18 protein-coding genes and 5 tRNA genes are annotated in these 20679 nt (G+C 64.4%); 8 read left to right on the plus strand and 15 right to left on the minus strand.

What is annotated here, in order from left to right; all coding sequences use genetic code 11:
* Positions 1-108 precede the first annotated feature (108 nt).
* Genes SD196_RS19345 through SD196_RS19355 form a run of 3 tightly spaced genes read left to right on the plus strand, consistent with a single transcriptional unit; the run spans position 109 to position 2744 of the window.
* Positions 109-1221 carry an NAD(P)/FAD-dependent oxidoreductase gene (locus tag SD196_RS19345; RefSeq protein WP_416310570.1) on the plus strand — a complete coding sequence of 371 codons (1113 nt, stop codon included), beginning with the start codon at positions 109-111 and terminating at the stop codon, positions 1219-1221.
* 20 nt (positions 1222-1241) lie between these two features.
* Positions 1242-1616 (plus strand): RidA family protein, encoded by a 375-nt coding sequence (locus tag SD196_RS19350; RefSeq protein WP_343572620.1) that lies wholly within the window; start codon positions 1242-1244, stop codon positions 1614-1616.
* Positions 1617-1676: 60 nt separating this feature from the next.
* The gene (locus SD196_RS19355; protein ID WP_275610902.1) at positions 1677-2744 is read left to right on the plus strand and encodes a hypothetical protein; all 1068 of its coding nucleotides are present in this window, start codon (positions 1677-1679) and stop codon (positions 2742-2744) included.
* An 84-nt stretch (positions 2745-2828) separates the two neighbouring features.
* Here the strand turns inward: SD196_RS19355 and SD196_RS19360 are convergent, their stop codons facing one another.
* On the minus strand, positions 2829-3275 hold the full coding sequence (locus SD196_RS19360) for an Hsp20 family protein (RefSeq protein WP_275610901.1): 447 nt from the start codon (positions 3273-3275) through the stop codon (positions 2829-2831).
* Positions 3276-3422: 147 nt separating this feature from the next.
* On the opposite strand from SD196_RS19360, the gene SD196_RS19365 reads away from it, so the two are divergent.
* A complete protein-coding gene (locus tag SD196_RS19365; RefSeq protein ID WP_370599829.1) occupies positions 3423-4169 on the plus strand; it encodes an SDR family oxidoreductase in 747 nt (248 codons plus the stop codon).
* 106 nt (positions 4170-4275) lie between these two features.
* On the opposite strand, the gene SD196_RS19370 is transcribed toward SD196_RS19365, so the two are convergent.
* The 11 genes from SD196_RS19370 to SD196_RS19420 form a co-directional block, all read right to left on the minus strand.
* Positions 4276-5235: a tRNA dihydrouridine synthase gene (locus tag SD196_RS19370; RefSeq protein ID WP_416310571.1), complete on the minus strand. Its 960-nt coding sequence runs from the start codon at positions 5233-5235 to the stop codon at positions 4276-4278.
* 78 nt (positions 5236-5313) lie between these two features.
* Entirely contained in the window at positions 5314-5769 is a 456-nt protein-coding gene (locus SD196_RS19375; RefSeq protein WP_275610898.1) for an acyl-CoA thioesterase, read from the minus strand.
* Entirely contained in the window at positions 5766-6416 is a 651-nt protein-coding gene (locus SD196_RS19380) for a bifunctional 4-hydroxy-2-oxoglutarate aldolase/2-dehydro-3-deoxy-phosphogluconate aldolase (RefSeq protein ID WP_275610897.1), read from the minus strand. The genes SD196_RS19375 and SD196_RS19380 overlap by 4 nt, the downstream gene beginning before the upstream one ends.
* Before the next feature lie 168 nt (positions 6417-6584).
* Positions 6585-7424: an alpha/beta fold hydrolase gene (locus tag SD196_RS19385; protein ID WP_331315982.1), complete on the minus strand. Its 840-nt coding sequence runs from the start codon at positions 7422-7424 to the stop codon at positions 6585-6587.
* Positions 7425-7437: 13 nt separating this feature from the next.
* Positions 7438-7977, minus strand: a complete 540-nt coding sequence (locus SD196_RS19390) for a TetR/AcrR family transcriptional regulator (protein WP_416310572.1) — start codon at positions 7975-7977, stop codon at positions 7438-7440.
* Between the two features lie 163 nt (positions 7978-8140).
* Positions 8141-8216 (minus strand) — tRNA-Glu (locus SD196_RS19395).
* A 58-nt stretch (positions 8217-8274) separates the two neighbouring features.
* Positions 8275-8350: transfer RNA gene (locus SD196_RS19400), tRNA-Ala, on the minus strand.
* A gap of 43 nt (positions 8351-8393) precedes the next feature.
* Positions 8394-8469, minus strand: a tRNA-Glu gene (locus tag SD196_RS19405).
* 68 nt (positions 8470-8537) lie between these two features.
* A tRNA-Ala gene (locus SD196_RS19410) sits at positions 8538-8613 on the minus strand.
* Positions 8614-8892: 279 nt separating this feature from the next.
* Entirely contained in the window at positions 8893-10377 is a 1485-nt protein-coding gene (gene gltX / locus SD196_RS19415; RefSeq protein WP_416310573.1) for a glutamate--tRNA ligase, read from the minus strand.
* A 49-nt stretch (positions 10378-10426) separates the two neighbouring features.
* Complete coding sequence (locus SD196_RS19420) at positions 10427-11347, minus strand: LysR family transcriptional regulator (RefSeq protein ID WP_275610893.1); 921 nt, start codon at positions 11345-11347, stop codon at positions 10427-10429.
* Positions 11348-11456: 109 nt separating this feature from the next.
* Here SD196_RS19420 and SD196_RS19425 point away from each other — a divergent pair, with 109 nt between their 5' ends.
* Both SD196_RS19425 and SD196_RS19430 read left to right on the plus strand, forming a co-directional pair.
* The gene (locus SD196_RS19425; protein WP_416310574.1) at positions 11457-12491 is read left to right on the plus strand and encodes an HlyD family secretion protein; all 1035 of its coding nucleotides are present in this window, start codon (positions 11457-11459) and stop codon (positions 12489-12491) included.
* A gap of 49 nt (positions 12492-12540) precedes the next feature.
* Entirely contained in the window at positions 12541-14040 is a 1500-nt protein-coding gene (locus tag SD196_RS19430; protein ID WP_416311757.1) for an MDR family MFS transporter, read from the plus strand.
* Positions 14041-14174: 134 nt separating this feature from the next.
* Here the strand turns inward: SD196_RS19430 and uvrB are convergent, their stop codons facing one another.
* Positions 14175-16190, minus strand: coding sequence for an excinuclease ABC subunit UvrB (gene uvrB / locus SD196_RS19435; RefSeq protein ID WP_275610891.1), 2016 nt, complete (start codon positions 16188-16190; stop codon positions 14175-14177).
* 183 nt (positions 16191-16373) lie between these two features.
* Between uvrB and SD196_RS19440 the strand changes: the two genes are divergently transcribed.
* Both SD196_RS19440 and SD196_RS19445 read left to right on the plus strand, forming a co-directional pair.
* Complete coding sequence (locus tag SD196_RS19440; RefSeq protein WP_416310575.1) at positions 16374-17570, plus strand: amino acid aminotransferase; 1197 nt, start codon at positions 16374-16376, stop codon at positions 17568-17570.
* A 69-nt stretch (positions 17571-17639) separates the two neighbouring features.
* Positions 17640-17715: transfer RNA gene (locus SD196_RS19445), tRNA-Asn, on the plus strand.
* 407 nt (positions 17716-18122) lie between these two features.
* Here SD196_RS19445 and SD196_RS19450 read toward each other — a convergent pair.
* Complete coding sequence (locus tag SD196_RS19450) at positions 18123-18470, minus strand: ComEA family DNA-binding protein (RefSeq protein ID WP_275610889.1); 348 nt, start codon at positions 18468-18470, stop codon at positions 18123-18125.
* A gap of 193 nt (positions 18471-18663) precedes the next feature.
* A complete protein-coding gene (locus SD196_RS19455) occupies positions 18664-20652 on the minus strand; it encodes a polysaccharide biosynthesis protein (RefSeq protein ID WP_331315994.1) in 1989 nt (662 codons plus the stop codon).
* Positions 20653-20679 lie beyond the last annotated feature (27 nt).

A 20679-nucleotide genomic window follows, 5' to 3' on the forward strand; every position in this document is an offset into this window, starting at 1 on the left:
GGCATCTCGAAAGGGAATGCGGAAAGTTTACCGGGCCTTGCCTTTGTCGCAAAAATTCTCATATCTTAGATTTCTCACATAAGAGAAAACCTGCGAAAGGTCCTTGCCGTGAATCCATTCGACATCATCATCATCGGCGCCGGCATCGCTGGCGCATCCCTCGCCTACCGACTGAGCGAAACCCACCGGGTGCTGGTGCTGGAGCGCGAAGAACAGCCCGGCTACCACTCCACCGGACGCTCCGCCGCCATGTTCATGGAGGCTTACGGCACCCCGCAGATCCAGGCGCTGACTCGCGCCAGCCGAGCCTTCTACGAAAACCCACCGGCCGGGTTCAGCGAGCACCCGATCCTTACCCCACGTGGCTGCCTGTATGTCGGCGGTCCCGAGCAGGTCGAACTGCTCAAGCAGGCCGAAGCCACACCCGGGGTTCGGCGCATCAGCACCGAACAGGCGCTGGAATTCCTCCCGTACCTGCGTGCCGACGCCATCGCCGGGGCGCTGTACGAACCCGATGCCCGTGATCTCGACGTCCACGCGCTGCACCAGGGCTACCTGCGTGGCTTGCGCCAGCGCGATGGCGAACTGCGCTGCAACCGCGAGCTGCTGTCGGCCCGGTACGAAGACGGCCTGTGGACGCTGGAGCTCAACCAGGGCGACACCGTACAGGCCAGGCAACTGGTGAACGCCGCCGGCGCCTGGGCCGATCACGTGGCCGAGCGTTGCGGCATCCGCCCGGTCGGCCTGCAGCCCTGCCGCCGCACGGCCTTCACCTTCCCGGTTCCGGAGGGCGTCGACATCAGCCGCTGGCCCACGGTGATCGGTATCGACGAGAGCTTCTACTTCAAGCCCGACGCCGGCCAGCTGCTCGGCTCGCCCGCCAACGCCGACCCGGTACAGGCGCAGGACGTGCAGCCCGAAGAGCTGGACATCGCCCTGGGCGTGCACCACATCGAAGAGCACACCACCCTGACGATCCGCCGTCCGAACCACAGCTGGGCCGGCCTGCGCTCCTTCGTCACCGACGGCGACCTGGTGGTCGGCCGGGACGAGCAGAACCCCGCGTTCTTCTGGCTGGCTGCCCAGGGCGGCTACGGCATCCAGTCGGCCGACGGCGTATCGCGCCTGGCCCACTCGCTGCTGCTCGGCCAGCCGCTTCCCGAATCCCTGCGCCAGGAAGGCGTGGATCCCCTGCGCCTGAGCCCGGCGCGCTTGCGTTGAGTCCTACCGGAGGCACTCCCATGAGCGATATCCAGCGTTATCCCAGCACCCTGCCCTTCCCCTTCTCCCGCGCGGTCAAGGCCGGCGGCTTCCTGTTCCTGTCCGGGCAGATCCCGATGACTGCGGATGGCCAGGTGGTGAAAGGCGACATCCAGACCCAGACCGAAGCGGTGATGACCCGCATCGGCGAGAGCCTGGAAGCCTGCGGCGCGAACTACTCCCAGGTGGTGAAGGCCACCGTGTGGCTGTCGGACATGGCGCATTTCACCGGTTTCAACGAAGTGTACAAGCGCTACTTCGACCAGGGCCTGCCGGTGCGTTCCTGCGTGGCCTCCGCCCTGGCGCTGGGCGTGGACGTCGAAGTGGAAGTCCAGGCCTACGTCGGCGAAGCGTGATCCTTCCTCTGGCCTCGTCACAGGCGGGGCCACCCCCATAACAACAATAGGGTTTCGATCATGAAGACCAGTCTCAAACTCGGTGGTGCCTACATAGGCCTGGTGGTCGGCGTCGGTTTCGCCTCGGGCCAGGAAATCCTCCAGTTCTTCGGCAGCTTCGGCATCATGGGCCTGGCTGGCGCCGTGGTGGCACTGGCGCTGTTCGCCTTCCTGCTGATGAACCTCTACCAGATCGGCAGCCGCCTGCAGACCCAGTCGCACAAGGAGGCCATGGAGTTCATTTGCGGCAAGCCGCTGGGCCGCGTCGTCGACCTGATGCTGACCTTCTTCCTGTTCGGCACCATGGTGGTGATGTTCGCCGGGGCCAACTCCTCCTTCGAGCAGCAACTGGGCATCGGCCACAACATCGGCGGCATCGTGCTTGGCGTGCTGACCATCATCACGGTGTGCCTGGGCCTGAAGCGGGTGATCACCCTGATGAGCCTGATCACCCCGGTGCTGATGATCATCGTGGCGATCATCGCCATCTACGCCCTGACGCACATCCAGAAGCCGCTGGCCGAACTGGAGCAGATCGCCCTGGCCCTGCCGCACCCGGCGCCCAACTGGCTGCTCAGCGCTTTCCTCTACGTTTCCTACAACGTCGCCGCCACTGCGGCCGCCGTGGTGGTGATGGGCAGCAGCGTGGCCAACCTGCGCAAGGCCGGGCTGGGCGGAGTGATCGGCGGCGCCGGTGTCGGCGTGCTGATCCTGGCCATGGCCCTGGTGATGCTGGTGCAGATCGACGTGATCGGCGACAGCGCCATTCCCACCCTGCTGCTGAGCAACCACATCGCCCCGTGGTTCGGCGACGTGATGCTCGCGCTGCTGCTGGTGAAGCTGTACTGCACCACCAGCGGCTTCGCCTACACCCTGGCCGCGCGCTGCGCCGCCTATGGCGTGCCGTTCCGCGTCGCTACGGTGGCCGCGGTGGTACTCGCCTTCATCGGCAGCCAGGTCGGTTTCGTCAAGCTGGTGGGGATCGTCTACCCGATCATGGGCTACCTGGGCTTCGTCCTGATGGTGGCGATCGTCATCGCCTGGTGGCGCAATCGTTCGGCGCCGCTGCCGGAACGGCAGAACGCCTGACCGACGCAGAAACGAAAACGCCCGTCTCTTGCGAGACGGGCGTTTTGCTATGCGGCTACGGCTCGGTCAGTGCCGAGGCGCGACTCAGCCTTCGATGGCCGGGCGCTGGCCGTTGATGGCGATCCGCTTGGGCTTGGCTTCTTCCGGAACGATGCGCACCAGCTCGATGCTCAGCAGGCCGTTCTTCAGCGACGCGCCCTGGACCTCGATGTGGTCGGCCAGGCGGAAGGACAGCTTGAAGGCACGCTGGGCGATGCCCTGGTGCAGGTAGGTGACGCTCTCGGAAGCCTTCTCGCGCTTGCCGCCGTTGACGGTCAGCACGCCGCGCTCCACCTGCAGCTCCAGGTCTTCCTCCTGCAGGCCGGCGGCGGCGATGACGATGCGGTACTGGTCGTCACCATGCTTTTCGACGTTGTAGGGCGGGTAGGAACTGCCGCTTTCACTGCGCAGGGCGGATTCGAACAGATCGTTGAAGCGGTCGAAACCAATGGACTGGCGGAACAGCGGGGCGAGGGAAAGGACGTTGCTCATGGCGAATCTCCTGAAAATTTCAGCAAGGTATGATCTGGAGCCTGTCTTCAGAACTCCGATGCGGGACCCGTCTTCGGCCTCCCGCAGGGACATAGATAGGGATGGCAAAATCGGTTTCAAGCCCCGCCTCGCAAAAAGGATTCGCCCATGCAACCCGTCATGCTCATCACTGGCGCCAGTCGCGGCATCGGTGCCGCCACCGCCCTCCTCGCCGCCGAACGCGGCTTCGCCGTGGCCCTCAATTACCGCCGCGAGCACGAAGCAGCCCAGGCGCTGGTGGAGCGGATCACCGCTGCCGGCGGCACCGCGCAGTCCTTCGCCGCCGACGTATCGAGCGAAGAGGACGTGCTGCGCCTGTTCCGCGACGTGGATGAAGCTTTCGGCCGCCTCGATGTGCTGGTGAACAACGCCGGCATCCTGGAGCGCCAGATGCGCCTGGAAGACATGGACGTGGCACGCCTGCAGCGGGTGTTCGCGGTCAACGTCACCGGCACCTTCCTCTGCTGCCGCGAAGCGGTGAAGCGCATGGCGCACAAGCATGGTGGCCAGGGCGGGAGCATCGTCAACGTCTCGTCCATGGCCTCGCGCCTGGGTTCGCCCAACGAGTACATCGACTACGCGGCGGCCAAGGGTGCGGTGGATAGCCTGACCATCGGCCTCGCGAAGGAAGTGGCTGGCGAAGGCATCCGCGTCAACGCGGTGCGGCCGGGGCTGATCAAGACCGAAATCCACGCCAGCGGCGGTGAGCCGGGGCGTGTCGAACGCCTGCAATCGGCGATTCCCCTGGGACGAGGTGGCGAAGCGGAAGAAGTGGCGCGGGCGATCCTGTTCCTGGCCTCGGACGAGTCCAGCTACAGCACAGGCGGATTCATCGACGTCAGCGGCGGGCGCTGACCGCTTTTTTGTAGGAGCGAGCTTGCTCGCGAACCGCCCAAACGCCGACTTCAGCCGGGTGATCTGTTCGCGAGCAAGCTCGCTCCTACGAATATCAAGAGCCGGATCAGGCCGCTTCTTCGATTTCGACCTGCATCATCCGGTCGATCACTTCGCAGTCATGCTCGCGTCGCACCTGGGCGAACAGCTCCACCGCTTCAGGATAACTACGGGTGAGCATCCCCAGCCACTGCTTCAGGCGCCCCGGCGCATAACGCGGCGCCAGCTTGCACCGCGCCTGGCGCCAGAAGTCGTCGAGCAGCATGCGCACTTCCGACCAAGGCATCGGCACCACGTCGCGACCATCGCGCCAGGCAGCGATCTGCCGTGCAAGGTCCGGCCGCGAGACCAACCCACGCCCCAACATGATGTCCGCCACGCCGCTGATGGAGCGGCAGCGGTGGTAATCCTCCAGGGTCCAGACTTCGCCATTGGCGAACACCGGCACCTTCACCGCATCGGCCACCTTGGCCACCCACTCCCAATGCGCCGGCGGCTTGTAGCCTTCCGCCTTGGTCCGCGCGTGCACCACCACGTGGGCGGAACCGGCATCGGCCAGGGCACGGGCGCAGTCGATGGCGCCGTCCGGGCTGTCGTAGCCCAGGCGCATCTTCGAGGTCACCGGAATGTGCCTGGGAACCGCACGGCGCACCGTCTCGATGATGCTGAACATCAACTCGGGTTCCTTGAGCAACACCGCGCCGCCACGGGAGCGGTTCACCGTCTTGGCCGGGCAGCCGAAGTTCAGGTCGATCACCGGCGCGCCCAGTTCGCAGGCCTGCACAGCGTTCTCCGCCAGGCATTGCGGATCGGAGCCGAGCAGTTGCACGCGCATCGGCACGCCGGCACGGGTGCGGCTGCCGTGTTCCAGTTCCGGGGCGAGCGCGAGGAAGGCCGACGGCGGCAGCAGTCGGTCATTGATGCGGATGAATTCGGTGACGCACCAGTCGATGCCGCCGACGCGGGTCAACACATCGCGGAGGATGTCATCTACCAGCCCTTCCATCGGGGCCAGGGCGATCTGCACGACAGGCGAGCCTCAAGCAAATGCGGGGCCGCGGATTGTAGGGAATGCGCCGCGCCGGGAAAAGCACGACGCGACGGATCACGCGCCGGCAGCCACGGCTTCCGGGGAGAGCACAGCGCGGCCATAACCCTCGATGAACTCTGCCGGCATACGCTTGGGCTTGCCGGTGGACAGCTCGATGCAGACGAAGGTGGTCTGCGCACGCAGCAGGGTCACGGCGTCTTCCGGACGCACCAGCTGGAAGTGACGGGTCATCTTCAGGCGCTGGTCGGACTCGACGATCCAGGTCGCCAGTTGCAGCTGGTCGCCTTCATAGGCGGCCGCCAGGTAGTCAACCTCGTGGCGCACCACGGCCATGGCGCGGTCCAGCCGGCGGTACTCGGCCAGGTCCAGCCCCAGCCGCTGGGAGTGGCGCCAGGCGCAGCGCTCCAGCCAACTGACGTAGACGGCATTGTTGGCATGGCCGAGGCCGTCGATGTCTTCGGCCTTGACCTCGATGTCGATGACGAAGGGATCGGGCAGCTGCCAACTCATGAGGAATGCTCCAGGCTTGCGGCCAGCTCGCGGGCTTCGATGGCCAATTGAGTGATCTGATCCCAGGCGCGGGCGCGCACCAGGCTCGGCGGCGCGATCCAGGTGCCGCCGACGCAGGCGACGTTGGGCAGGCGCAGGACGTTGAGCAGGTTTTCCTGGGTGATGCCGCCGGTCGGGCAGAAGCGGATGCCGGTGAAGGGCTCCTTCAGGCTCTTGAGCATCCGGATCGCCGCATTGCCGTCGGCGGGGAACAGCTTCAGCGAGCGATAGCCGTACTCCAGCGCCACCAGTACCTCCGAAGGCGTCATTACGCCGGGCAGGAACGGCAATTTCGCATCATCGGCGGCAGCTACCAGACGCGGCGTGCAGCCGGGACTGATGGCGAACTGCGCGCCGGCATCGCGGGCCTCCTGGAACTGCTCGGTGTGGATCAGCGTGCCGGCGCCGAGAATCATCTCCGGCAGCTCGCGGCGAATCTCCGCGAGGGCGTCCAGCGCCTGTGGCGTGCGCAGGGTCACTTCGAGCACCCGCACGCCACCGTCATACAGCGCGCGGGCCAGATCACCGGCCAGCGCCACATCGTCGATCACCAATACCGGCATGACCGGGCGCGCCTGCTGCAGCACCCAATCCAGCGAAAGATTCATGCGTTTCCCCCAATCGGCCACCCGCATGCGCAAGACCTCGCGCCCAGGCCGGGGCAGCCGGAAATGCCCGGAAGTCTACGCCAGGCCGCGAAGCCTGACGACCCGCAACGGGCCATCATGAAACGATAACGGCGGCCTGCGGCCGCCGTTATCAGGCTATTGAATGACTCAGGATGCCAGGGCCAGGGCGAGCGGCTCCTCGACGCCCTCCAGCAGCTCCAGCACCGCCTCCGCCAGCGCGGTATCCGCCAGCACGCGGTGGTGCCCGCCGCTCGGCAGCCGCAGCAGCCGGCTACCCGGCCAGGCCTCATGGATGGCGACGGACTCGGCCACCCGCACCTGACGGTCATCCTCGGCGTGCACCACCAGACCGGGCATGCCCAGTTCGTAGCGCGCCACATCCAGCTGTTTCGCCGGAATGCCCGCCTGCCGCTCGACCTGACGGATGAAGCTCGAACGCGCCGCCGGCGACAGACCGACGTAGTTGGCGAAACCACGCAGTACTGTGAGCACCTTGCTCGGCGCGGCAATGGTCACCAGGGTTTCGGTGCGCAGGCCCATCTGGGTCGCCAGCAATGCACTGGCGCCGCCCAGGGAATGGCCGATCACCGCGCGCAGCGGCGGCAGCTCGCTGGCGGCTTCCAGCAGGGCGCGGGCGAACAGCACGACGTTCGCCTCGCTCCCTGGCGAGCGGCCGTGGCCCGGGGCATCGAGAGCGATCACTCCATAACCGGCACCGACCAGCTTCTCGATCAGCGCGGCGAACTGCGTCGGGCGCCCCGCCCAACCGTGCATCAGCAGCACCGCCGGACCTTCGCCCCAACGCAGCGCGGACAGGCCGAAGCGCAGGGTGATGCGTTCGGAGCTGGCCAAAAGCGGCAGCTCCCAGTCACGCGGCGGCAACTCGTTGGGCGTCATGAACAGCTGACGCATGCGCCCCGCCGCCCATTGCGGCGCAACGCGGCCCAGGGTGGCGTTGATTCCACGAACCCAGCTCAGACTGCTCATTTTCCGTACCTCCTCAGATCACCGCTTTCTTCGCGGCACGCAGGACACGATCGGACAGGTCGCCCTTGCCCAGGGCACGGGCCAGCGCCAGTCCGCCAATCATCAGGGCCATATCGCTGAGCACCGCGTCGATTTCCTCCGGACGTTCAGCAAGGCTCGCCACCATCAGTTCCACGTGTTCTTCCAGCGCCTCGCGGAATCCTTCCGGCAGGTGCGCCACTTCGCTCAGGGAACTGGGGATCGGACAGCCTTCGTCTTCGGTGTCGCGGTGCTTGCGCGACAGGTAGAACTGCGCCGCCAGTGCCCGGCGCTCGGCAAAACTGGTTTGCGGATCGAACATCTTCAGGCCAGCCCGGCGCTTGCTCAGCAGTTGGCGGAAGGCCTCCAGCATCAAGGCATCCTTGCTCTCGAAGTGCGCATAGAAGCCGCCCACGGTCAGCCCCGCCGCCGCCATCACCTCGCCCACGCTGGGGTCGACCGGACCGCGCTTGAGCAGCGCGCTGGTGGCGGCGGAAAGAATGCGCTCGCGGGTCTGGGCCTTCTTGTTGCTCATGGCATCGCTCCAAAAATATTATGAGCAGAATATTATTCTCATAATAAAAATCAGCAAGCTGAAAGCGCGACCGCTGGTCGGGAGAAAATTCTTCAGGAGGGAGAAAAACAAAAGGGCCACTGAAATTCTCAGTGGCCCTATAGGCATCGCAGAGCGATAAAAATGGCGTCCCCTAGGGGACTCGAACCCCTGTTACCGCCGTGAAAGGGCGGTGTCCTAGGCCACTAGACGAAGGGGACATATCCTTCGAAGAAACCCGCTGAACCGCGGATTCTGGCTTCATCCCGAATGGGAAATTGGTGGAGCTAGACGGGATCGAACCGTCGACCTCTTGCATGCCATGCAAGCGCTCTCCCAGCTGAGCTATAGCCCCAGATCACTCTGGCTGACGACGCGAACGCATCGTCGCTGGATAGTGGCGTCCCCTAGGGGACTCGAACCCCTGTTACCGCCGTGAAAGGGCGGTGTCCTAGGCCACTAGACGAAGGGGACGCAAAACCTTCGATATAAGTCTTGCCCGGACCAGACAAAACTTACTGGACTTTTTGTCCATAAGAAATTGGTGGAGCTAGACGGGATCGAACCGTCGACCTCTTGCATGCCATGCAAGCGCTCTCCCAGCTGAGCTATAGCCCCAAAGTACCGCTGGATCTACCGTTCCGCTTCGCTCTGTCATTCAGTTCGTCGCTGGAACGGGGCGCATCTTAGGGGCGAGACGAAACCCTGTCAACAAGATTTTTTCAGATTTCTAATTTTTTTCTCCCAAAGAACAATCACTTATGTGACCACCCCGAATCCAGGCCAACGGAATAAGCAGCCCGCCTGCCCTCCTCCAGCCGCGCCAAACGGGCGGCGCAGGCATGAAAAAGGCCGGGCACCTGACGGCGACCGGCCTTCTCCAGTGTAGGAAAGATATTAGGCGCCGATGGCGTCGCGAATCTTTTCCCACTCCTTGGCTTCTTTCTTCGACGCACCGCCCAGCAGTTCCAGGGCCTGGCGCAGACGGTAGCGCGACAGGTCGGCACCGAGGATTTCCATCGCATCGAGCACCGACACCGAGCTGGCCTGGCCGGTGATGGCCGGGAACATCAGCGGCATCACGTCACGCAGCTTGAGACCCAGGTGTTCGGCGACGGCCTGGATGGTCGCAGTGATCCTGTCCTTCTCCCACTGGCGCAGCGCTTCGAGCTTCCACAGCACCAGTTGCAGCACCTGGCGAACCTGGGTGGCGTCGAGCTTCTTGTGCTCGAACAGCTTGGCGTCCAGTTGCACGCCGCCACTGAAGAAGAAGCCGGCCAGCGGGGCGATCTGGCTGAAGTTCTCCACGCGGCCCTGCACGTGCGGGGCGATCTTCATCAGGTACTCGGGGTTGAGCGCCCACTTCTGCACTTCCTTGGCGAAGTCCTCCACCGACAGCTCGCGAATCCACTGGCCGTTCAGCCAGGACAACTTCTCGATGTCGAAGATCGGGCCGCCCAGTGACACGCGGGACAGGTCGAAGTGCTCGATCATCTCCGCCAGGCTGAACTTCTCGCGCTCATCCGGCATGGACCAGCCCATGCGGCCGAGGTAGTTCAGCAGCGCCTGGGGCAGCAGGCCCATGCGCTCGTAGAAGGTGATGGAGGTCGGATTCTTGCGCTTGGACAGCTTGCTCTTGTCCGGGTTGCGCAGCAGCGGCATGTAGCAGAGCACCGGCTGTTCCCAGCCGAAGTACTCGTACAGCTTGATCAGCTTGGGCGCCGAGGGCAGCCACTCTTCGCCACGCAGGACATGGGTGATGCCCATCAGGTGATCGTCGACCACGTTGGCCAGGAAGTAGGTGGGCAGGCCGTCGGCCTTCATCAGCACCTGCATGTCCATGCGGTCCCACGGGATTTCCACGTCGCCACGGAGCATGTCCGGCACCACGCAGACGCCCTCGGTAGGCACCTTCATGCGCACCACGTGGGATTCGCCGGCGGCGATACGCTTGGCCGACTCTTCCCTGGACAGGTGCATGCAGTGACCGTCGTAGCGTGGGGTTTCCTTGCGCGCCTGCTGATCGGCACGCAGCGCGTCGAGGCGCTCGGCGGAGCAGAAGCAGGGGAAGGCATGGCCTTTTTCGACCAGCTCGTCGCTGTACTGCTTATAGATGGCGCCGCGTTCGCTCTGCCGGTACGGGCCGTGCGGACCACCGACGTCCGGGCCCTCGTCCCATTCGATGCCCAGCCAGCGCAGCGCGTCGAAGATCTGCTGTTCCGATTCGCGGGTGGAGCGCAGCTGGTCGGTATCCTCGATACGCAGGATGAACTGGCCGCCGTGCTGACGGGCGAAGCAGAGATTGAACAGCGCGATGTAGGCGGTGCCGACGTGCGGGTCACCGGTGGGAGACGGCGCGATACGGGTGCGGACAGTGGTCATGAAGGCTCTCATGTGAATCGGTGAGGACAGCGCGGGCCAGGACACGCGCTCATGGACGCGATGTTATCAGGCGGGCCGCCCCCGGCTCCAGCCAACGCTCCGCATCAATCGGCAGGTTGGTGATCAGGAAGTCGAGGAAGGCCTTCACCTTCATGGCCTGGAATCGCCGTGACGGGTAGACGGCATACAGCTCGCCAACCGGCAGCTGCACCTGCGGCAGAACGCGCACCAGACTGCCGTTGGCCAACTGTTCGTCAACGATCAGCTCCGGCAACGATGCGATCCCGGCGCCGGCCAGCACCGCTTCGCGGGCGAAGGTGATGTTGTTGCACGACAGCACCCGATGGCAGGGAATGCTCTCGCCGCTCAGCGGCCAGTAGCGCTGGGAATCGGACTGCAGCAGCACGGCGCGATGGCCGGCCAGCTCCTCGACCTGCCGCGGCTGGCCGTGCAAGGCCAGGTACTCCGGGCTGGCACACAGGCAGCGGTTGGTGATCAGCATGCGCCGGGCGATCAGCGTGGAGTCTTCGGGCTGGCCGACCATGATGACGATGTCCACACCCTCCTCCAGCGGATCGACGCTGCGCGACGTGAGCTCGACCTCGGCGGTGATCTGCGGGTAGAGCCGCATGAAATCGCCCAGCACCTTGCCCAGGTACATCTGGCCGAACTCGATGGGCGCGCTGATACGCAACAGCCCTGACGGCGCCTGCTGCAACTGCATCACCGCCTGCTCGGCCTCGGCGAAGTCATGCATGATCTGCCGGCAGCGGTCGTAGTAGGCCTGCCCCACTTCGGTCAGGCGCAGCTTGCGGGTGGTGCGATTGAGCAGCCGTACCCCCAGGCGCTCCTCGAGCAGGACGATGCGCCGGCTCACCGTGGATTTCTGCATGCCCAGGCTCTGCGCGGCCTGGGTAAAACTGTGCAGCTCCACGACGCGGGTGAAGATCAGCGCATCATCCAGCCCCATGATTGTTCCCTATAAGCAACAAAGTTTCCGAAGTGTAGCGGCTACGTGCCGCCACGGAACACTGTTACATTGGCAAACATTTTTCCGTCAACCAAACGCTCGTTTAACTATGCCTGCCCAACTGCAACGTCGCCTGACCGTGTTCCTGACCATCCTCGTGGTGGTCGCCCTCGCCCTCCTGGCGCGCTGGTATTTCATCGGTCGCTTCGTCGAGACGACCGATAACGCCTATGTGCAGGGCGAGATCACCCGTATCGCCAGCCAGCTCGGCGCGCGCATCGACGAAGTGCTGGTACAGGACAACCAGCACGTGGAAAAAGGCCAGCTGCTGGTGAAGCTCGAAGCCGACGATTTCAAGCTCGCCCTGGACCGCGCCAAGGCCACCCTGGCTACCCGTGAGGCAGAGCTGGAGCAGGCCCGCAGCAAGCTCAAGGGGCAGTCGAGCGCCATCGCCGCCAGCGAGGCCGACGTGAATGCCAGCCAGGCCACCCTCGGCCGCGCCGAAGTCGACCTGGGCCGCGCCCAGGCACTGCGCGGCCCCGGGTACGTTTCCGAGGAGCGCGTCACCACCCTCACCGCCGACTCCCGCGTTGCCCGCTCCCAGGTCGCCAAGGCCCAAGCCGACCTGCAGGCCCAGCGTGTCCAGCGCGACACCCTGGGCACCGATGTCCAACGCTTGCAGGCGCAGATCGAGAGCGCCCGCGCCGACGTCGCCCAGGCCGAGCTCAACCTGGCCCGCACCGAAATCCGCGCCCCGGTGAGCGGCCTGGTCGGCCAGCGCAACGCCCGAATCGGCCAGTACGTACAGGTCGGCACCCAGCTGTTGTCGCTGGTGCCGGACGACGGCATCTGGATTCAGGCCAACTTCAAGGAAACCCAGATCGGCAAGATGCGTCCGGGGCAGAAGGCGCGCCTGGTGTTCGACTCCTTCCCCGACACCCCCATCGACGGCGAAGTGCAGAGCCTGTTCGCTGCCTCCGGCGCACAGTTCAGCCTGCTGCCGCCGGACAACGCCACCGGCAACTTCACCAAGGTGGTACAGCGCATCCCGGTCAAGATCACCTTCGCCGACGACAACCCGCTCAAGGGCCTGATCCGCCCGGGTATGTCGGTCGATGCCGAGGTCGAGTTGCGTGTCCGCTGATGCCCTGGTGCGGCCGGTCGGGGAACCGACCCGCCGCGACTGGATCGCCGTGTTCAGCGCCATGCTGGGTGCCTTCATGGCGGTGCTCGACATCCAGATCACCAACTCCTCGCTGAAGGACATCCAGGGCGCGCTGGCCGCCACCCTGGAGGAAGGCTCGTGGATTTCCACCTCCTACCTGGTGGCGGAAATCATCATGATCCCGCTCACCGCCTGGCTGGTACAGCTGCTCTCGGCACGCCGGCTGGCCTGGATGATTTCCACCGGTTTCCTGCTCTCCTCCCTGCTCTGCTCCTTCGCCTGGAACCTGGAGAGCATGATCGTGTTCCGCGCCATGCAGGGGTTCACCGGCGGTGCGCTGATTCCGCTGGCGTTCACCCTGGCGCTGATCAAGCTACCGGAGCACCACCGCCCCAAGGGCATGGCGCTGTTCGCCATCACCGCCACCTTCGCGCCATCCATCGGCCCGACCCTGGGCGGCTGGCTGACGGAGAACTTCGGCTGGGAATACATCTTCTACATCAACATCCCGCCGGGCCTGCTGATGATCGCCGGCCTGCTCTACGGCCTGGAGAAGAAGCCTCCGCACTGGGAACTGCTGAAGAGCACCGACTACGCCGGCATCGTCACCATGGCCATCGGCCTGGGCTGCCTGCAGGTGTTCCTGGAAGAAGGCCACCGCAAAGACTGGCTGGAATCCAACCTGATCGTCAGCCTGGGCAGCATCGCGCTGATCAGCCTGATCCTCTTCGTGATCCTGCAGACCTCGCGACCCAATCCGCTGATCAACCTGGGCATCCTGCGCAACCGCAACTTTGGCCTGTCGAGCATTTCCAGCATTGGCCTGGGGATGGGGCTGTACGGCTCGATCTACGTGCTGCCGCTGTATCTGGCACAGATCCAGGGCTACAACGCGATGCAGATCGGCGAGGTAATCATGTGGATGGGCGTGCCGCAGCTGTTCCTCATTCCGCTGATTCCCAAGCTGATGAAGATCGTCGAGCCGCGCCTGCTGTGCGCCGTGGGCTTCGGCCTGTTCGGCATGGCGAGCTTCTTCTCCGGTGTGCTCAACCCGGACTTCGCCGGCCCGCAGTTCAATCAGATCCAGCTGTTGCGCGCCCTCGGCCAGCCGATGGTAATGGTCACCATCTCGCTGATCGCCACCGTTTACCTGCAGCCGCAGGACGCGGGGTCGGCCTCCAGCCTGTTCAACATCCTGCGCAACCTCGGCGGTGCCATCGGCATCGCCTTGCTGGCCACCCTGCTGGATAGCCGCGCCAAGGTCTACTATGACTACCTGCGCGAAGCGGTGGTGCCGGTGAACGGCGCGGTGGACGAGCGCCTGGCGCAGCTGACCGCGCAACTGGGCACGCAGCAGGCGGCGCTGGGCAAGATCAGCGAGATCGTCCACCAGCAGGCGGCGATCATGGCCTACAACGACGCCTTCCATGCCATCGGCATCGTGCTGGCGGTCAGCATGGTGGCGGTGCTGCTGACTCGTCCGCTGCCGGCGGGCATGGGTGTCGGCGCGGGGGCCGGGGCGCATTGAGCGTCCCCATGCCACACCAATCCTTGTAGGAGCGAGCTTGCTCGCGAACCCCGCTTCACGCCGGAGCCTCAGGGTGCTGTGCGGTTCGCGAGCAAGCTCGCTCCTACGAAAAGCCGCCCAGCCGCCTTCACGACTCAGCCCATCGACACCATGCGGTCGCGCAATTTGCCGATCTCGTCGCGTACCCCGGCCGCGGCCTCGAACTCCAGGTCCCGCGCCAGCTGGTACATGCGCTCTTCCAGCTGCTTGATGCGTTTGGCGATCTCGTCCGGTGTGCGCAGTTCATTCTCGTAGCGCCCACTCTCCTCCGCCACCTTCGCCAGACTGCGGCGCTTGCCCTTGGCACCCGGCACCACGGCGCCTTCGAGGATGTCCTTGATGTCCTTCTTCACGCCCTTGGGCACGATGCCGTGCTTGGCGTTGAACTCAAGTTGCTTGGTACGACGTCGCTCGGTCTCGTTGATCGCCCTCTGCATCGAGCCGGTAATGTTGTCGGCGTAGAGGATCGCCTTGCCATGCAGGTTCCGCGCGGCGCGGCCGATGGTCTGGATCAGCGAGCGTTCGGAACGCAGGAAGCCTTCCTTGTCCGCATCGAGGATCGCCACCAGCGACACCTCGGGCATGTCCAGGCCCTCGCGCAGCAGGTTGATCCCCACCAGCACGTCGAAGGTCCCGGTGCGCAGGTCGCGGATGATCTCCACCCGCTCCACGGTATCGATGTCCGAGTGCAGGTAGCGTACCCGCACATCGTGGTCGCCCAGGTAGTCGGTGAGGTCCTCGGCCATGCGCTTGGTCAGGGTCGTGACCAACACCCGCTGGTCCTCGGCCACGCGCAGGCGGATTTCCGAGAGCAGGTCGTCCACCTGGGTGGTGGCCGGGCGGATTTCCACTTCCGGGTCGACCAGGCCGGTGGGGCGCACCACCTGCTCGATCACCCGGCCGGCGTGCTGATCCTCATAAGGGCCAGGGGTTGCCGAGACGAAGATGGTCTGTGGGCTGATCGCCTCCCATTCCTCGAAGCGCAGCGGCCGGTTGTCCAGTGCCGACGGCAGGCGGAAGCCGTATTCCACCAGGGTTTCCTTGCGCGAACGGTCGCCCTTGTACATGGCGCCGACCTGGGGAACGCTGACGTGGGATTCGTCGATCACCAGCAGGGAGTTGGCCGGCAGGTAATCGTAGAGGGTTGGCGGCGGCTCGCCGGGACCGCGCCCGGAGAGATAGCGCGAGTAGTTCTCGATGCCGTTGCAGTAACCCAGTTCGAGGATCATCTCCAGGTCGAAACGGGTGCGCTGTTCCAGGCGCTGGGCTTCCACCAGCTTGTTGTTGGTGCGCAGGTATTCCAGGCGCACCTTGAGTTCGGCCTTGATCTGCTCCACCGCCTCCAGCAGCGTTTCCCGTGGGGTCACGTAGTGGCTCTTGGGGTAGAAGGTGAAGCGCGGCAGCTTGGTGATCACCTCGCCGGTCAGCGGGTCGAAGGCGGCGATGTTCTCCACCTCGTCGTCGAACAGCTCGACTCGGATGGCTTCCAGGTCCGATTCCGCAGGGAATATGTCGATAACGTCGCCGCGCACGCGGAAAGTGGCGCGAGCGAAGTCCATGTCGTTGCGGGTGTACTGCAGGCTGGTCAGGCGGCGTAGCAGCTCGCGCTGGTCCATCCTGTCGCCGCGATCCAGGTGCAGGACCATCTTCAGGTAGGACGCCGGGTCGCCCAAGCCGTAGATCGACGACACGGTGCAGACGATGATGGCGTCCTCGCGCTCCAGCAGCGCCTTGGTCGCCGACAGGCGCATCTGCTCGATGTGGTCGTTGATGGAGGAGTCCTTCTCGATATAGGTATCGGAGGACGGCACGTAGGCTTCAGGTTGGTAGTAGTCGTAGTAGGAGACGAAGTACTCCACCGCGTTGTTCGGGAAGAAGGTCTTGAACTCGCCGTAGAGCTGCGCGGCCAGGGTCTTGTTCGGCGCCAGGATCATGGTCGGGCGCTGCACCTGGGCGATGACGTTGGCGATGCTGAAGGTCTTGCCGGAACCGGTCACCCCCAGCAGCGTCTGGTGCGACAAGCCCGCTTCCAGTCCTTCCACCATCTGTCGGATGGCTTCTGGTTGATCACCGGCGGGCTTGAAGCGCGAATCCAGCTGGAATAACGACATGGGAACCTCGCATTGGCGTGTGACGCTTCGGTCGCCAAAGCGTCATACCAGTCGAAAAGCATGCGCGATAACTCGCCGCCTGCCATAGAGGGCTATATAATACCGGCCCGTCGACGCAACCCCCAGCGCCGTGAGCGGGGGGTTGCAATTGCACTTCACTCCCGCCTTAGAGCTGCTGCCAAAATGAGTCTGTTCTCCGCTGTCGAAATGGCCCCCCGTGACCCCATCCTGGGCCTGAACGAAGCTTTCAACGCCGATACCCGTCCGGGCAAGATCAACCTGGGCGTTGGCGTGTACTACAACGAGGAAGGTCGCCTCCCGTTGCTGCGTGCCGTCCAGGCCGCGGAGAAGGCCCGCATCGAAGCCCATGCCCCGCGCGGCTACCTGCCGATCGAAGGCATCGCCGCCTACGATTCGGGCGTACAGAAGCTGCTGTTCGGCGCTGACTCCGAGCTGCTGGCCGAAGGCCGTGTAGTGACCACCCAGGCCGTTGGCGGTACCGGCGCGCTGAAGACCGGCGCCGATTTCCTCAAGCGCCTGCTGCCCAACGCCACCGTCGCCATCAGCGACCCGAGCTGGGAAAACCACCGCGCCCTGTTCGAAGCCGCCGGCTTCCCGGTGCAGAACTACCGCTACTACGACGCCAGCACCAACGGCGTTAACCGCGCCGGCCTGCTGGAAGACCTGAACGCGCTGCCGTCGCAGTCCATCGTTGTGCTGCACGCCTGCTGCCACAACCCGACCGGCGTCGACCTGACCATGGACGACTGGAATCAGGTGCTGGACGTGCTCAAGGCCAAGGGCCACGTGCCGTTCCTCGACATTGCCTACCAGGGCTTCGGCGACGGCATCGACGAAGACGCCTCCGCTGTGCGCCTGTTCGCCCAGTCCGGCCTGAACTTCTTCGTCTCCAGCTCCTTCTCCAAGTCGTTCTCGCTGTACGGCGAGCGCGTCGGCGCGCTGTCGGTCGTGACCAACAGCCGCGAGGAATCCGCCCGCGTCCTGTCCCAGGTCAAGCGCGTGATCCGCACCAACTACTCCAACCCGCCGACCCACGGCGCCAGCGTCGTCGCTTCCGTGCTGAACAGCCCGGAACTGCGTGCGGTATGGGAAGAAGAACTGGGCGAAATGCGCACCCGCATCCGCGCCATGCGCGAAGCCATGGTTCAACAACTGGCCGCCCTGGGCGCCAAGCGTGACTTCGGCTTCGTTGCCCAGCAGCGCGGCATGTTCTCCTACTCCGGCCTGACCGCCGAGCAGGTAGAGCGCCTGAAGAACGAGTTCGGCATCTACGCCGTCGGCACCGGCCGCATCTGCGTCGCCGCGCTGAACAACGGCAACCTGGACACCGTGACCCGCGCCATCGTCCAGGTGCTGTAAAAAATTATGGGGAAGTCGTCGGGGCGATGTTGACTTCCCCTTTTTAATCAGTAAGATACGCCCCGTTGTTCCGCGATAGCTCAGTCGGTAGAGCAAATGACTGTTAATCATTGGGTCCCTGGTTCGAGTCCAGGTCGCGGAGCCAAATTCAAAGCCCTCGGCACATGCCGGGGGCTTTTTCTTTGTGCCGCTGGACTCTCTCCAGGGACTACGTCCCAGGTGATTCCCCCTTCGGGGCCGCGCTGAAGCGCGTTCGGCTAGCGCCGTCGAGTCCAGGTCGCGGAGCCAAATTCAAAGCCCTCGGCACATGCCGGGGGCTTTTTCTTTGTGCCGCTGGACTCTCTCCAGGGACTACGTCCCAGGTGATTCCCCCTTCGGGGCCGCGCTGAAGCGCGTTCGGCTGACGCCGTCGAGTCCAGGTCGCGGAGCCAAAATTCAAAGCCCTCGGCACATGCCGAGGGCTTTTTCTTTGGGGTCAGGAAAGTCGATGCCCCTCCCCCGCACCAATAGAAAAGCCGGTCAACGACCGGCTTTCTTCCTTTCTCAGCTCCCTCAGAGCGAAATCCTGTCTCGATTCTTATCCAGGGTACCCTTGCCAATCCCCTTCACTTCCAGGAGCTGATCGATGCTGGTGAACGGACCATTGGCCGTACGGTAATCGACGATCGCCTGGGCCTTGACCTTGCCGATGCCCTTCATCGACTTCTGCAACTCTTCCACGGTCGCGGAGTTGATGTTCACGGTGTCGGCCTGCGCAACCGGCGCCTTGCTGGCGGGGGCGGTGGATTCGACGGCAGGCTTGGCAACGGGCTCAGCCTTGGCAGCGGCACTGGTGGCGCCAGCAAAGGACAAGCAGGCCAGCAGGATAATGCTTGCGGCAGAAAGCAGACTCTTCTTCATGGATCGTTCCTTGACGTATCAGGTTTCGAGGCGGGCGCCATTGCGCCGCCCGGAAAACATATCGCCAGGAATACCCGTGAAAACGCCGGTTTAAAGAGTCGGCAACAGTTTCCGCTGCCGCCGACAGATCGCGAGGAAAGGGCTGACAACGCTCGCAGATGCGGCTCTTCCCGCGTCTGCTAGAAGCCCGCGATCAGGGCTCCATGCGTCGGTGCTGATGGATGAGATCGACGATGTCGCCTTCCGGGCAATAGCCGTTGACCGTCTCGCGCAGCAACTGACGCACCCGCGCATAGTTGCCCTGGTCAACCGCCTTGAGCAGGTCGACCAACACCAGCTTGAAGCCCTCCCAGGGCATCAGCTCCTCGTTGGCCTTCATGATCATGGGGTGCTCGGTAGCGCTGACGTCGTCGCCGATCAGCAGCTCCTCGTACAGCTTCTCGCCCGGCCGCAGCCCGCTGAACTCGATGGAGATATCACCGTGAGGCGTCCGTTCGGAGCGCACACTCAGACCGGACAGGTGAATCATCCGCTCGGCCAGCTCGAGAATCTTCACCGGCTGCCCCATGTCGAGCACGAACACGTCACCGCCACGCCCCATCGAACCCGCCTGGATGACCAACTGGGCAGCCTCGGGAATCGTCATGAAATAACGGGTGATGCCGGGATGAGTGACGGTCACCGGCCCCCCGCGCTTGATCTGCTCGCGGAACAGCGGGATCACCGAACCGGACGAACCCAGCACGTTGCCGAAGCGAACCATGGTGAAGCGGGTCTTGTTGACCTGATGCACGCCGGACTTGTCGCCGAACAGCACCGGCGCCGACTCCTGGCTCAGCGCCTGCAGGATCATCTCCGCCAGCCGCTTGGTGCTGCCCATGACGTTGGTGGGGCGAACCGCCTTGTCGGTGGAGATCAGCACGAAATTCTGAACCCCGGCCTGCACCGCTACCTGGGCCGTATGGAGCGTGCCGAGCACGTTGTTGAGCACGCCCTCGGAAATGTTGTGCTCGACGATCGGCACGTGCTTGTAAGCGGCCGCGTGGTAGACGGTGGCCACCTTCCAGGTCCGCATGACGTCGAGCAGCCGCTCGGGGCTGCGCACGGAGCCCAGGATCGGCACCAACTGGACCGCCAGGGACTCGCGCCTGACGCGCATGTCCAGCTCCTGGTGCACGCGGTAGAGGTTGTATTCGCTGTGCTCGAACAGGACCAGCACCGTCGGCGAGGAGGCCAGGATCTGACGGCAGAGCTCCGAGCCGATGGAGCCGCCCGCGCCCGTCACCATCACCGCCTGGCCGCGGATGCAGTGCTCGAACAGCTCCTTGCGCGGCTCGACCGCATCTCGCCCGAGCAGGTCGGCGATATCCACTTCCTGGATGTCGTCCACCCGCACCCGGCCGTTGGCCAGGTCGATGAAACCAGGAACGCTGCGCACGTGCAGCGGATAAGGCTCCAGCAGCCCCAGGATCTCGCGACGGCGCGCACGCGATGCGGACGGAATCGCCAGCAGCACTTCCTGCGCGCCGGTCTCCTCGATCAGTTGCTGGATATGCTTGGGCTTGTACACGCGAAGGCCGGCGATGATCCGGTTGGCAATCTCGTCGTCGTCGTCGATGAAGGCCACCGGGCGCATGGCCCGTCCCAGGCGCAAGGCGGCGACCAACTGGTTGCCCGCCGAGCCGGCCCCGTACACGACCACCTTTGGCAAACCGTCCTGCTTGTTGAAGAAGGGTACCGCCTGCACGGCGCTGTACCAGTCGCCCATGAAATACTGGCGCATAACCAGGCGCAGTCCGCCGACCATCAGCAGGCTGAGCCACCAGTAATTGAATACCAGGGATCGAGGGACGGCCTCCTCGACCGCACGATTCCAGTAAACCACCAGCGACAACAGCAGCGCCGACAACGTGACCGCCTTCCAGATGGCGATCAGCGCGTCGTTGCCCAGGTAACGCATCACCGCCCGGTACATTCCGAAGCGAATGAACAGCGGGATCGCCACCAATGGCGCTGCGACGAACAGCCAACTGTGCACACGCAGCGGATACATCAGGTCCTCTGTCCCCAGGCGCACGATGAACGCCATCCAGAGCGCGAACCAGACCAGAATGACGTCAGTGGCGACCTGCAAGAGTCGCTTGTACCGTCGCGGAAGCCTTAGCAGGCGTTCTCGAAGCATTTGTGCTTGTCCTTCATCGAGAGCGGG

This window comes from Pseudomonas macauensis (assembly GCF_047902425.1).
Classification (GTDB): Bacteria; Pseudomonadota; Gammaproteobacteria; order Pseudomonadales; family Pseudomonadaceae; genus Pseudomonas.